We start from the raw sequence: 13,993 nt of genomic DNA, 5'->3' as shown, positions 1-13,993 counted from the left end.
AGGATTCACATGTACCAACTTAGCTTTTCTATGCCCGAGTTTCTTGAAAACTACTGGCATAAAAAACCAACCATCTTGAAAGGTGGCTTCCAAAACTTCATCGACCCAATTTCGCCGGAAGAACTTGCTGGTTTATCGATGGAAGAAGAAGTGGATTCTCGCCTTGTCTCTAACCTCGACAATCAGTGGACAGCAGAACACGGTCCATTCTCTGAAGAAAAATTTGGCGAATTAACCGAAACTCACTGGCAGTTGATCGTTCAAGCAGCGAACCACTGGCACCAAGGCGCAAATCAGCTGACTGAGGCGTTCCAAACGTTACCAAACTGGTTATTCGACGATCTCATGATCTGCTACTCAGCACCTGAAGGTGGCGTAGGCCCACATATTGATCAATACGATGTATTCATCATTCAAGGCCAAGGTAAACGTCAATGGAAAGTGGGTGCGAAAGATGTTGGTCAATACAAAGAGACCGTTCAAGCGTCTGCTCTACGCCAAATAGAAGGCTTTGAGCCAATCATTGATGAAACCTTAGAGCCAGGTGATATCCTTTATATCCCACCAGGTTTCCCACATGAAGGGAACACATTAGAGCCGTCGATGAGCTACTCTATTGGCTACCGTTCCCCTAAAGAACAAGAGCTAATCAGCAACTTTGCCGATTTTGTGCTTGCTCATGATATGGGTGACGTTCATCTGCATGATCCAGAATTCAAAGCGCAAGAAGGCTACGGCAAGATTCGTTCATCGGATTTAAGCAATCTCACTGACATGTTGAAATCTGCACTAGAGCAACCTGAAACCATCAGTGAATTCATGGGTTGTCTGCTAAGCCAATCACGCCACCAGCTTGATATCGTCGCTCCTGAGCCATTATGGACAAAAGAAGAGATTGCTCAACACTTAGAGTCTGAGGGCGAAATCCAACGCGTATCTGGCTTAAAAGCGCTCTACCATGAAAATGAAAGCAACACGGCTTACATTAATGGTGAAGTCGTTAAAGTTGAACAGGCAGATTCATCACTACTCAACATACTTTGCGATGAAACCTTAATTACTTCAGCTACTGCTCTATCTCCTTCGGGCATAACGGTCGTGACTGAATTAGTGAACAAAGGTTACTGGTTCATCGAAGACTAACTTCGCTAATAGGTTTCGTCGGACATAATCAATCCCGAAAATCTAAGAGACTTAGAACTTGAGAAAAATAAAAAAGGACAAATGAAATCTTCATTTGTCCTTTTTTCTATTCAACAGGTAATAAGCTTGAATAACTAAACCTTGAACTGATTAACCAATTTCTGCTGCTGTTGGGATAATTGGTCTATTTCCGTGCCTACTTGTTCAGAAGCGGCAGCTTGCTCTAAGATCCTCGCACTCAAGTCGCGAATGTTAACCACGCTTTGGTTCACTTCACCGGAAACCGATTGTTGCTCTTCGGCTGCTCGAACAATCTGACTGTTCATGTCACTGATCGCCTCAATAGAAGTAAAGATCGAACCCAGATCTTCAACCGCTTTTTGAACATGTAGCGCCGTGTCGTTGGCGAGAATATTGCCTTCTTGTATCGCCTCAACAACATCTTGAGTACCTGCATGAACCTTATCAATAACAGCTCTGATTTCACCAACGGATGACTGCGTACGACTTGCTAGGTTTCTTACTTCATCAGCAACAACCGCAAAACCTCGACCTTGCTCACCCGCCCTTGCCGCTTCAATCGCAGCATTTAGCGCTAATAAGTTTGTCTGTTCAGAGATCCCCTCGATAACACTTAAGATCTCAGTGATATTACCGTTATTTTTAGCCAATTCTTCAACAATAGGTACAGCGCTCGACATACGCTCCACCAGCTTTCTCATTTCACCGGCTGAAAGCTCAATAACTTGTTGCCCTTGCTGAGCTGAACGATTCGCTTCGCACGCTGCATCAACGGCCACTTCTGCATTTTGTACCACTAAGCCCGCAGTTTGAGTCATCTCTTCTGCCGCTGTTGCTACCAGATCGACTTCTTTAAATTGAGACTCACTGCTTTCTCGAGTGCTTGATGCCGATGCTTTAGCCTGGCTTGTCGTACTCGCCACTTGCTCAGTGGTATGAATGACTTCTTTGATCGTGTGTTGTAGCTTATCTAGAAACAGATTAAAGCCTTTCGCTAGCTGGCCGATTTCATCTTGAGACTTCACTTCTAAGCGCTGAGTCAAATCGCCTTCACCAGAAGCGATATCGTTCAGTCGCTCCACTACCTGACGAATCGGTTTCACAATAGACAATGAAGCAAACGCGATAATGGCTAGACCAAAAACGATAAAGACCATACCGGCAATCACTTCTGTTTTGATACCTTCACTTAGCTTGGTGCTAATGATGGAATCCAATTTGTTTGCATCAGCGACGACACTATCTCTAGGGATCTCAAACAGCACACCCCAAGTTTGGTTAGCAGCAACAACAGGAGCAAATGCGAGTAACCACTCACCGTTCTCACTCCATTGTGTCTTCACTTCACCGCCAAATATAAAGTCGGTCATTCGATCGCTGTCGGTGTTATCACTTTGGAAGGTAGAACCGACTGCAATACTTGAATCATCAGAAGCGATGACTGAACCATCTAGGCTAACCACATAAACTTTACCAGCACCATCAAATAAGCTCTGATCAGATTGAGTGACCACACTCGTTAAGCCATCGAGTCTTAAGTCAATCCCAAGAAAACCAATTGCAACATCATCAACTAAAATAGGAACTGAAATCGAAGATGTCAGAAGTGCTGTACCACCACTATTAACGACTCTAGGTGTGCTGATACAGGTTTGCCCAGAAGATAAAGGACAGTAAAAGCGTTCGCTATTACTGTTGTCATCCAATGTTGATTCTGAAAGTACGTTCGAAAGTACATTCTCACCATTATCTGCCACCTTCCAGTAAGGTGCGAAACGCCCTCTTTCGTTAGAACCAACATAGTCGGCATCGACATAGTTTGCGTCTTCCCCATCGAGCAAGTCAGGTTTGAAAACTAGATACGCACCTTGAATAGAGTCGAAGTTTAAAACCGAGCGACGGATCATTTCATCCAAGGCAGTACGAAGTTCTTCACTTGGTGTAAAGTTTTCATCCGCATTATTCTTTAAGAACTGAGCGCTAGCCGCAAGCATTTCTGCGCGGTAAATGGCTTCGTCAACATAACGTTGAGTTTCTTGGGCATTAAGCTGAGAAACAGACGCCAACAACTGCTGAGTTTTATTGATAACTGATTCTGAGCTTTGAGATTTGATGACTTGTTGATTGCTCGTCGCGTTGTAGATCGAGAAACCAATAAGAGACAGTGACGTAATGATTAAACAACAACCTGCTAAGAGGGTTATTTTCCACTGTACCGATAGAGAGCGCATTTAATATCCTTATTTAAGCCAAAAGACTTCCATAACCATAACTATCACACCGACAACAAATTGCTGTACACAATGTAAATGAGTTAGACGAATAGCTTAGCGAATAATTACAGCACAAATCGCTTACATATAAAACGAAAGTTTACATAAATGTTAACAAGCAATGCCTTTTACCTGTTGCTTCTGTGATTTCAAAATAATCCACTCATACAATCATTGCCAATAGGCCTATTGCTCTAACATTTTTGGTATAATCTAGCATCGATATTTCAAGGAAGCTGACTCTCCCTACATCTTTAAAACACAGTAATTTCGAATTACTTTTTCTAATCCAAGTTATAGATTTTTATCTTGATCAACTTCACATTTTTTGATTGCTAAGTCGGCAATCAAGCTCTAATATCTCGCGCCTAGATTCCCTGAATACTTTATTCTTTTGGCACTCCTTAATGGAGCGCTAAGGCTTTTTACGTCTTTAATTTTTGGAGAGATACGCAAATGTCTGCCTCGTTTCCATTAGCGAAACTTACCTTTTTAATCGCTATTCTGACAGCCGTAGGTCAAATGACTCAAACGATGTACGTGCCTTCTATCGGTCATATGGCGGGTGAGTTCTTGGTTTCTGCGTCTTCACTGCAAGCGGTGATGGCGTGCTACTTGATCCCTTATGGTCTGTCGCAATTTGTTTACGGCCCGCTTTCTGATCGCCTAGGTCGTAAACCTATCATCGTTGCAGGTTTGATCATCTACATCATCGGTACTTTGGTGGCATTGTTCGCTCATGAATATCAATGGTTCCTAGTGGGTAGCTTTATCCAAGGTTTAGGCATAGGTTGTGGCGGTGCAATGTCTCGTACATTGACTCGTGACTGTTTTGAAGGAGCAGAGCTGCACCGTGCAAATAGCTTAATCAGCATGTGTGTGATTTTCTCACCACTGATGGCGCCTGTTTTAGGTGGTTACCTAACAGAAGCTTTCGGTTGGCGTTCCAGCTACTTGTTCCTCGCGCTATTTGGTATCGCTGTTGTGATCACCATGATGACGAGCATGATGGAAACTCTGCCAAAAGAGCGACGCAAAAACGAATCAGTTGTAAACAGCTACAAATTCGTTCTGTCTGACAAACGCTTCCAAGGTTTCCTACTAGTACTAGTGGCAACATTCGCGGGCGTCGCAGTATTTGAAGCAGCGGCTGGTGTACTGCTTGGCGGCGTACTTGGATTACCTGCAACCACAGTAAGCTTGTTGTTTGTTTTGCCTATCCCGGGCTACTTAGTGGGTGCAGGCCTGTCTAGCTACATCGCACAACGTCGTTCTGAGCGCCGCGCACTGAATGTAGGCCTGGTGTCGATCTTAGTCGGTTCAGCCGTGGTACTGATACCGGGTCTGTTTGGTCAAACAACAGCACTAACTTTGATTGGCGGTGCAACCATTTACTTCTTGGGTGCTGGTATCTTATTCCCAGCAGCAACAACAGGGGCACTATCGCCATTCCCATACCATGCAGGTACAGGAGGCGCGATCTTAGGTGGTATGCAAAACCTAGGTGCTGGCATCGCAACACTATTGGCATCGTTCTTCCCGGCTCAAGACCAACTGCCACTCGGTTGCCTGATGATTGCTATGTCATTTATCGTGATGCTTGGTTTACGTTGGGTTAATCGCAAGCCTGACCACTCAAACGAAATGCCACTGGTTATCTAAAGTAACACTCGAATCCTACCCAAATACAGAAAAGGGGCATACTGAAAAGTGTGTCCCTTTTTTGTTGCACGCTTTCCCTCACCTCACGTCTACCTCAATTTCATTTAACATTACTTTGATTTTTTGAAAACAATAACAGACACTTACGTTGAAAGTGCATATCCAGAATCCAATTATAAATAATATCACTGGAAGAAAACCAAGATACCTAGGCTCTGATAGAAAAGGATGCTGGCATTAAAACGAGTAAGGTGCACACTAAGGATATACAGATGCGTTTCGCTTTAACCACATTAGCCGTATCGGCCGCGCTTGTCGCCGGATGCAGCAATCAAGGAATAACAACCATGAAACACTACTCTCCATCGCAACTCGTCGCTCAGCAGACACAAGCTCCTGTTGCTAAGAAAGTCCCTCATGCAATGACGATTCATGGTGATACTCGAATCGATAATTACTACTGGATGCGTGATGATGAACGCCAAGATCCAGAGATTTTGCAGCATCTTGAGCAAGAGAACCACTACGCAGAGACCGTGCTGAAGCATACCGAATCAACACAAAGACAGTTATTTGAAGAGATCAAAGGCCGAATCGCGAAGGACGACAATTCGGTACCGGTGCGTAAAGGCAGCTACTACTACTCGAATAAAGTCACAGGTGACAACGAATACCCAGTACACTTGCGAGAAAAAGACTTTTTAGGTACAGACAAGCAAGTCATCTTAGACGTTAATGAACTAGCAAAAGAACATGAATTCTTCAGTATTGGCGGCTTAACGATCAGCCCAGACGAAAACTTGTTGGCCTATGGCGAAGATACCCTGAGTCGCCGCATTTACACCATCAAGATTAAAGATCTCATGACAGGTGAATACCTAAACGACGAAATTGAAGGTGCTTCGAGTGCTATCGCGTGGCAAAACGACAACCAAGCCTTTTACTACATCAAGAAAGATCCACAAACACTGCTAGGTTACCAAGTTTACCGCCACGTTTTAGGCACACCTCAAACAAGCGATGAGTTAATCTACGAAGAAACCGACAGCGCTTACTACACCTCATTGAGTAAAAGCAAAGATGGTGAACAGGTCTATATTTGGCACTCGAGCACAGAAACCAGTGGTGTGTCAGTCATCGATGCCAACAACCCAAAGGCTAAAGCCGAAGCTTTCTACCCAAAAGAGACTGGAATTGAGTACAGCATTGCTAAATTGGGTGATTGGTATTACATCTACACCAACTACCAAGCGGTCAACTTTCGTTTAATGAAAGTCTCAGCTGAAGACATGCATGACCGCTCAAAATGGGTCGATGTCATTGCAGCAGACGATAACACTCAGCTTGTTGATTTCGAGTTGTTTGATGACCATCTTGTTTACGAGCAACGTGCGAATGGCTTGTCGACAGTCAAGGTTCGCCAACTCACAACAGGTAAAGAGTTCCCACTTGAATTTAACGACACCGCTTTCGCCGCTTACCTAACGAATAACTATGAATTAGATAACTCAAAAGTTCGAGTCTATTACAGCAGCTTAACGACTCCAGGCACTTACTATGATTTTGACCTCAGTACAGGTGAATTCGAAATCATGAAGCAAACGCCTGTATTAGGTAATTTCGACGCGGATAACTACCAATCAGAACGAATCATGATTACGGCTCGCGATGGTAAGCAAGTACCTGTCTCTTTGGTCTATCGCAAAGATTTATTCAAGAAAGACGGCACTAACCCAATTTACCAATACGGCTATGGATCTTACGGTACTACCATTGAGCCGACCTTCAGCTCGACTCGTCTCAGCCTGCTCGATAGAGGCTTCGTTTTTGCGATTACTCACATCCGCGGTTCAGAAATGCTGGGGCGTCCTTGGTATGAAGACGGCAAAAAGCTAACCAAGCAAAACACGTTCAATGACTTTATCGATGTAACTAAGGGCCTAGTTGAAGAAGGCTACGGCGCTAAAGATAAAGTATTCGCGGTGGGCGGTTCAGCTGGTGGTCTACTAATGGGAGCGATCATCAACCAAGCACCGGAACTGTACCGTGGCATCGGAGCACATGTTCCGTTTGTAGACGTTGTCACAACCATGCTTGACGAGTCGATCCCTCTTACGACTAACGAATACGACGAATGGGGCAACCCTAACAATAAAGCCTACTACGATTACATGCTGAGTTACTCACCGTACGACAACATTAAGGTACAAAACTACCCGAACATGTTGGTGACAACAGGCCTACATGATTCACAAGTACAATACTTTGAACCAATGAAGTGGGTGGCGAAACTGCGTGAAATGAAAACAGATAACAATGTACTGGTGTTCAAAACCGACATGGAAGCTGGTCACGGTGGTGCATCTGGGAGATTTAAACGACTAAAAGAAGACGCACTCGAATACGCGTTCTTTTTAGATTTACTCAAGACTCAATAGATTCAACGTAAGTCGTCACGTCGTTTTATGTCGCCATTTTGTCTCTACAAATGGCGACATACATTATTAAGCATGGTTAAATACGATTAACTATCAAACTCACCAAATCAAATAATCTTTGCTGCACTATAGGCAAAGGTTTACGAGAGGTATAAAAATAAATGAAAGTAATTAGCTTCAACATCAACGGCCTAAGAGCCCGCCTTCACCAACTGCAAGCTATTATCGACAAACACCAACCGGACGTAATTGGTCTGCAAGAGATAAAAGTACACGATGAAGCCTTCCCTATTGCTGATGTTGAGGCGATGGGCTATAAGGTTTACTTTCACGGCCAAAAAGCACACTACGGTGTGGCTATGCTGTGTAAGCAAGAGCCAATCTCTGTTCAGAAAGGTTTTCCAACCGACAATGAAGACCATCAAAAGCGTATGATCATGGCAACGTTTGAAGATGAAAACGGTGAAAAGGTTACAGTACTAAATGGTTACTTCCCTCAAGGGGATAACATCAAACATGAAACCAAATACCCTTACAAGCGTGAGTTCTACAAAGACTTGATGACTTACCTAAACGATTACCACAATAAAGATGAACAAGTGATCGTAATGGGCGATATCAATATCAGCCCTATTGATGCTGACATCGGCATTGGTGAACCTAATGCGAAACGTTGGCTGAAAACCGGTAAGTGTTCTTTCCAACCAGAAGAGCGCGAATGGTTGAAAACATTGATGGATTGGGGGTTTGTGGATAGCTTCCGTTTACTGCACCCTGAAGTAAACGATCAATACTCTTGGTTTGATTACCGCTCAAAAGGTTTCGTGGACAACCGTGGCCTTCGTATTGACGTGGTACTAGCAACTCAAAAGCTTGCTGATAAGTGTACTGAAGCAGGCATCGACTACGAACTACGTGGTATCGAAAAACCATCAGACCACGCTCCGATTTGGTCGACGTTTAAATAGTCATTTTTAGGTAACAAAACTTAGCCAGATCAAGTAGCAAGCAAATAGTACTCACAACGCTGATCAGAAGCTAATAACGAAAGAGAGGAGATAATATCTCCTCTCTTTTTATTCGTGACTCTATCTGTCATATACCTAGTTAAGCGGCCAAATGGTCGTGCCGTCAACGTCTAACGGCGTCTTAGCAAACTCATCTAAACAATATCCTTGATTAGACGATGCAAAATATGTCAAAGGCATGTTACTTAGACTAAGAGCTGTGACTTGTTGCTTCGCTTTATCACTGAAACTGAATCCCCACATATCTAAGTATTGCGTCATATTCCGTTCTGCAACGTAACTCAATGCGATAAGCAACCAATCATTGTTTGTAATATCTACCGCTTCTTGTCTCGTATAATCTGAAAAACCAATCGAGCCTTTTCGATCGTTCCAAAGTTCATCACCGCCTTTCAAGCGATTAAACTCTCTCTCAATCAAGTGCAAGCGCCCTAATAAATGCCAACCCGAATTCAATACACCCTGCTGCTCTGCAAGCATCATCATTTGAATGTAGATACGAGCTCCCCAACTCCAACCAGTTTGATTTTGAACCGCCATAAAAGCACTTGGATCAGGTTGAGTCCGACTCTGCTGTAAAAGCTGATACTGCCCTTTAAAATCTAAGCCTTGGCAAGACGATACTTTTCCTGTGTCTTTATAATATTTTGATTTACTAAAATACGAATAGTAGTTCGTTGTAGAGTGCCCATCCCAACCGCTAAACCTAAATCGACCACGCTCTAAGCCATGCCCTAACTCGTGAAGATCACCATGCCCTAATGGATGAAACGACCAGTAGGCATCATACGGGTTTCCTGAACAACCATAGCCACAGTTAGCTTGGTCTGCGTTCATATGCTTTACAATATCAATGGTCGCAATTTCCCAACCTTTTGCCTCTCCGTATTGATGTATTTCAGCAATTTCATCAATACCCGGCCCTTTAAAGCCTGCAAGTGCATGAGGAAAGTTATGTACATAACGCTCTGTGGCGAGAGCCATATCATGAGGCTGAGCCCAGTCAGCAGCACTGATAGATTCCTTCATTTTGTCCAACTTAGAATGAACCTCAAACCCCGGAGTAATGAGCTCAGCCCAATCAAACTTTCCTTCTTCAAGCTGTGCAACAAAGCTTTCGTTGTCTGCTTCACTGCGCCAGACAGGATGCTGAGCGACATTCTCAAAACGCAGATCCACATCAATATCATTAGTATCAAAATGAACCTGTAACGTCCCACCATAAGCAGACGTGAGATAAATCGTCTCTCCCGGGTTCACAGGATAGGCTACCGAGGTTAAAAACTTTGGTCTAGCATAGCCATCATCGCCCGAAAACTCGTGAGTAGCTCCACTACGTAGCGTATTAAATGCTATCGATGTAGCTACTTCATTGCTGTCCAAACGAGTCACTTTGATCGTCTTACCAGGCAAAGCATACACGCCTGCCGCACGGAAACTTCTCTTAGACTCTAGGGTTATATTTTGGCTTACTAGAGAGGCATCCTCAAAAGTCTTGGTGCTAAAATTACCTAAGTTTGGTTGTGCCGCATTATACAAACGGCTGTTGTATGCGGCGTAATCACTATAGTAAGAACGAAGAAACTCGATTCTCTCCGTTACACCTTTACCCATCGGGTACTGAACATCTTGGCGATAACGATCCGCAAGTAACAGTAACAACTTTTCATATTCGTAATCATCGGTTGCAAACAGGTCTATTTTTTTACTATCAAGAGTCGTTAGGTGTGAACGAATACTGTTCGCCGCAGTATAGAACTCTTCATCCATATTGGAATCGTCAGGGCAAGATTTGTCCTCACACAAATTCAGGTCAACGGTGAAACTGTTGTCTTTCAATCGCTGTAAAAGCGCTTGTTGCTGGACAATATTACCCGGTATTTGATCAATCAGTTGTGTAGAATCCCAGTTCGACAAACCTAGCTTGCGCCAATAGTTATCGCCAACGTACGTCATGTGCATTTCTGCAAATAGTGCGTTACCTAAGTCCGTCATACCGCCATCAAGATGTAGGTATAACACTGGAATATTTTTACTGAACGCCAAGCGTAAACCTGAAATCACATCTTCAATGTCATCGCCATCATTTAACTTTTGAGACAAAACTAGCAAGTCAGGGTTATTGGCTTCAAGACATTGGCTTAATTTACTGCCATCACAAGTATTGTCAGCGTTGATAACCATAGAAGCGTTAACATTGTCGGTTAACCAGTTTCGTGTCGCTTGGTCATCAGGAAAGTAATGAGATTGATCAAGCTGAGCTAACACAACATTTTGTGGCGAGTCAGTACTAGAAGCCCACCGAACCAAGTTCTTCAACCAAGTATCCATCTCTTCGTTGACAGAACTTGGAAAGCGCTGCTTAGTTCGAAACGGGTTGCTTGCTAATGCGGCATAGCGGCTGTCGTCTGATGTATAACCCGCAATACCAATGACAAGCTCTTGGTCGGCATAGCCATCTTGCATCGCTTTATTGGTTTTCAAGATGATATCGTTAAAACCATAGGTAGGTAAGATAATTGCCGTATCATGTGTTGGATCCCAATGAAGACTACGTAGAGGTTCCCCTTCAGCGTTTAGGGATAAAGCTTGCTTAATATGATTGTAGGCCGAGTTGTATTGAGCGACTAACGCTTGACTTGCATCAATGAACTCTTTGGAATCAGTCACATAAGAAGCGTCACCTGTGGACAACGCCTTTTGAACAGCAGTTTGTGGAACTGGAGTGATACCAGGCTCACCACTTCCGTCGCCTTCGTTTCCTTCTCCACCAGAACCACCAGAACCACCAGAACCACCAGAACCAGTTTGAGCACTTTCACCGCTACCACCACCACCGCATCCTAAAAGTGATAACGCGATAACACAAACAACCAAGCTCAATAGTAAGTTACTCTTTTTCATCATTATTCCATACAACAACAAAATTTTTTCGAGTCTATCTACCACCATACCTAAAGCAATTAATCTCATGAATATGTTAGTTTAATTTGAAGCAAGGTAACTATTTCGATAGAAGGTAAGTAATTGAAAGCTTCAAGGATTCAAAAGCTCACAATACTTGTTTGGTGCCATTAAAAACGGCGCTATAGAAGCGCCGTTTTATTCACTATGATTTATAGAGGATGCTATTAGCTAAGAGGTCTAAGGTAAGCAAGGAAACGTTTCTCCGCGAATTTAAAAATCGCGATGATGATAAACGTTAGCGCCATGTAGAACAGGCCTGCCGTTAGGAAAGACTCGAATGGAGCGTAGTAACGTGAGTTAACCAAACGAGCTGCACCAGTTAGATCCATAATAGTTACGATACCTGCTACCGCAGAGCCGTGAAGCATGAAGATGACTTCATTACTGTAAGCTGGTAGTGCGCGACGTAAAGCACTTGGTAAAATGATACGACGGTAAGTCTTCGGTGTACTCATGCCATACGCTTTTGCTGCTTCAACTTCACCTTTCGGTAACCCGTTAATCGCACCGCGAATGATCTCTGCTGTGTATGCTGATGTGTTAAGAATGAATGCCACCAGAGCACAGAACCAAGCGTTTTCCCATAGTGTGTCTTTCACTGGGAAGAATTGATCCATACCGTAATAAATCAGGTACAACTGCACCAATAACGGCGTACCACGGAAGAAATAGATGAACGACCAAGCCGGAGCGTTAATCATCATATTTGGACTGTTACGAGCGATAGCTAATGGTATGGCGACGAATAAGCCAATAATCAAAGCGACGCAAACCATCCAAGCTGTTGTCCATAAACCACCAAGGTAAATCGGCAGGCTTTCAATTATCAATGAAAAGTCCATAACTACCTCGCGTGGATACTGAATTTACGTTCAACCAGCTTAAGTAAGCCTGTCGAAACACTGGTGAAGAATAAGAAGATAAGTGCCACCGTCATATAGAAGGTAAATGGCATTTTGGTTGAACCTGCCGCCAATGCGCTAACACGGACCATGTCTTCTAGGCCGATAATCGAAACCAATGCGGTAGTCTTAAGTAGAACTAACCAGTTGTTACCAAAGCCTGGCAATGCGTGACGAATCATTTGCGGTAATAAAATACGACGGAACGCTAAAACAGGTCCCATGCCATAGGCCTTTGCCGCTTCCATTTCACCGCTATCAACTGCCATGATAGCACCACGGAAGGTTTCAGCCATGTAAGCGCCAAAGATAAAGCCAATGGTTAAGACACCAGCAATAAATGGGCTGACATCAATATAATCAGGTAAGTAAGAGGTCCATTCGTGATTAGGATCACTGGATGAGAACCACTCATTGAGCCACTCATTGATGGAATACAAACTGTTGTTTAAAAGGATTTGTCCACCAAAGAAAATCAGCATCATCAAGACAAGATCAGGAATGCCTCGAATAACAGTTGTATAGAGGGTTGCAATAGCACGAGCCCAGCGATAAGGCGCTAGTTTTGCTAAGGCACCTAGCATACCAAGAACCATAGCTAAAATTAGCGACAGCAAGGCAACTTCGATTGTAAGCACCGCCCCTTTCAGGATCGAAGCTTCATATCCTTGTAAATCAAACATAATGAATTCCAACAGAACCGCGAAAAAGTTGGTAAGACAGGGAGAGGAGAACCTCTCCCTTAAGAAGTGACGCTAGAGATTACTGGCCGTATACGTCGTAGTTAAAGTACTTAGCAGCGATATCTTGGTAGATGCCTTTTTCACGTAGTGAAAGGATTGCAGCATCCAATTGCTTAGTCAGATCTTTATCTTGCTTACGTAGAGCAATACCAAAACCTTCACCGAACCACTTAGGATCTGTTAGTGATGGACCAACAAACTCGTAAGCTTCACCACCAGCTTTGTTTAGTACGCCTTCTTCTAGAGCAGATGCATCACCCAGTACAGCAGCAACACGACCGTTAGCTAGATCAAGGTAAGCTTCATCAAATGAACCGTAACGAACGATCTCTACTGTGTCGCCGTAGTTATCTGTTAGGTACTTGTCGTGAGTTGTTGCTCGTTGAACGGCAATTTTTTGACCACTTAGATCATCAAAATTAAGGCCTGCACCTTTTTTAGCGATGAACTTGTTCGGGATAAGTGCGTATTTACCAGTGAAGTCGATCTTTTTCTTACGCTCTTCCGTGATAGACATTGCCGCGATGATCGCATCATATTTACGAGCAAGTAGAGAAGGAATAATGCCATCCCAGTCTTGTGCAACGATCTTACACTTCACCTGCATTTCAGTACAAAGTGCGTTAGCCATATCGACATCGAAGCCTTTCAGTGAACCGTCAGCTTCTGTCCAGCTAAATGGAGGGTAAGCACCTTCAATACCGAAACGTACTGTTTTCCATTCTTTTGCTTGAGCTACGCCCGTTGCAGCAGTTGCAGCAAGTGCCGCGACTAATAACCACTTTTTCATATCCCTACTCCTGTGATTTAGGTTTT

Annotated in this window: 9 protein-coding genes; 4 read left to right on the top strand and 5 right to left on the bottom strand. The window is 43.6% G+C overall.

From position 1 onward, the window contains the following. Nucleotides 1-9 precede the first annotated feature (9 nt). On the top strand, nucleotides 10-1,143 hold the full coding sequence (locus tag QQ041_RS04865; protein ID WP_285953229.1) for a cupin domain-containing protein: 1,134 nt from the start codon (nucleotides 10-12) through the stop codon (nucleotides 1,141-1,143). Nucleotides 1,144-1,277: 134 nt separating this feature from the next. Here the strand turns inward: QQ041_RS04865 and QQ041_RS04860 are convergent, their stop codons facing one another. Continuing rightward, complete coding sequence (locus tag QQ041_RS04860) at nucleotides 1,278-3,395, bottom strand: methyl-accepting chemotaxis protein (RefSeq protein ID WP_285953228.1); 2,118 nt, start codon at nucleotides 3,393-3,395, stop codon at nucleotides 1,278-1,280. A gap of 498 nt (nucleotides 3,396-3,893) precedes the next feature. Here QQ041_RS04860 and emrD point away from each other — a divergent pair, with 498 nt between their 5' ends. From emrD to xthA, 3 genes are all read left to right on the top strand, one after another. After that, nucleotides 3,894-5,099: a multidrug efflux MFS transporter EmrD gene (emrD, locus tag QQ041_RS04855; protein WP_285953227.1), complete on the top strand. Its 1,206-nt coding sequence runs from the start codon at nucleotides 3,894-3,896 to the stop codon at nucleotides 5,097-5,099. Nucleotides 5,100-5,446: 347 nt separating this feature from the next. Continuing rightward, a complete protein-coding gene (locus tag QQ041_RS04850; protein WP_285953277.1) occupies nucleotides 5,447-7,537 on the top strand; it encodes a S9 family peptidase in 2,091 nt (696 codons plus the stop codon). A 161-nt stretch (nucleotides 7,538-7,698) separates the two neighbouring features. Continuing rightward, nucleotides 7,699-8,505, top strand: a complete 807-nt coding sequence (xthA, locus tag QQ041_RS04845) for an exodeoxyribonuclease III (protein WP_048607429.1) — start codon at nucleotides 7,699-7,701, stop codon at nucleotides 8,503-8,505. A gap of 135 nt (nucleotides 8,506-8,640) precedes the next feature. Here xthA and QQ041_RS04840 read toward each other — a convergent pair whose 3' ends face one another. The 4 genes from QQ041_RS04840 to QQ041_RS04825 form a co-directional block, all read right to left on the bottom strand. Then, on the bottom strand, nucleotides 8,641-11,469 hold the full coding sequence (locus QQ041_RS04840) for an ImpA family metalloprotease (protein ID WP_285953226.1): 2,829 nt from the start codon (nucleotides 11,467-11,469) through the stop codon (nucleotides 8,641-8,643). 227 nt (nucleotides 11,470-11,696) lie between these two features. Further along, entirely contained in the window at nucleotides 11,697-12,374 is a 678-nt protein-coding gene (locus QQ041_RS04835) for an ABC transporter permease (protein ID WP_060982332.1), read from the bottom strand. Between the two features lie 2 nt (nucleotides 12,375-12,376). Next, nucleotides 12,377-13,117: an ABC transporter permease gene (locus QQ041_RS04830; RefSeq protein WP_146492202.1), complete on the bottom strand. Its 741-nt coding sequence runs from the start codon at nucleotides 13,115-13,117 to the stop codon at nucleotides 12,377-12,379. A gap of 79 nt (nucleotides 13,118-13,196) precedes the next feature. Next, nucleotides 13,197-13,967 carry an ABC transporter substrate-binding protein gene (locus QQ041_RS04825; RefSeq protein ID WP_048659693.1) on the bottom strand — a complete coding sequence of 257 codons (771 nt, stop codon included), beginning with the start codon at nucleotides 13,965-13,967 and terminating at the stop codon, nucleotides 13,197-13,199. Between the last annotated feature and the right edge of the window lie 26 nt (nucleotides 13,968-13,993).

This window comes from Vibrio sp. TMPB1044 (assembly GCF_030442075.1).
Classification (GTDB): domain Bacteria; phylum Pseudomonadota; class Gammaproteobacteria; order Enterobacterales; family Vibrionaceae; genus Vibrio; species Vibrio satsumensis.
The sequence above is the reverse complement of the archived record's forward strand: the minus strand, read 5'-3'. Positions and strand labels throughout refer to the sequence as shown.

Excerpts from the sequence above, each read along its gene's own strand:
- QQ041_RS04835 (WP_060982332.1), bottom strand. The coding sequence starts at position 12,374 with ATGGACTTTTCATTGATAATTGAAAGCCTGCCGATTTACCTTGGTGGT.
- QQ041_RS04825 (WP_048659693.1), bottom strand. The coding sequence starts at position 13,967 with ATGAAAAAGTGGTTATTAGTCGCGGCACTTGCTGCAACTGCTGCAACG.
- QQ041_RS04865 (WP_285953229.1), top strand. The coding sequence starts at position 10 with ATGTACCAACTTAGCTTTTCTATGCCCGAGTTTCTTGAAAACTACTGG.
- xthA (WP_048607429.1), top strand. The coding sequence starts at position 7,699 with ATGAAAGTAATTAGCTTCAACATCAACGGCCTAAGAGCCCGCCTTCAC.
- QQ041_RS04860 (WP_285953228.1), bottom strand. The coding sequence starts at position 3,395 with ATGCGCTCTCTATCGGTACAGTGGAAAATAACCCTCTTAGCAGGTTGT.
- QQ041_RS04840 (WP_285953226.1), bottom strand. The coding sequence starts at position 11,469 with ATGAAAAAGAGTAACTTACTATTGAGCTTGGTTGTTTGTGTTATCGCG.
- QQ041_RS04830 (WP_146492202.1), bottom strand. The coding sequence starts at position 13,117 with ATGTTTGATTTACAAGGATATGAAGCTTCGATCCTGAAAGGGGCGGTG.
- QQ041_RS04850 (WP_285953277.1), top strand. The coding sequence starts at position 5,447 with ATGAAACACTACTCTCCATCGCAACTCGTCGCTCAGCAGACACAAGCT.
- emrD (WP_285953227.1), top strand. The coding sequence starts at position 3,894 with ATGTCTGCCTCGTTTCCATTAGCGAAACTTACCTTTTTAATCGCTATT.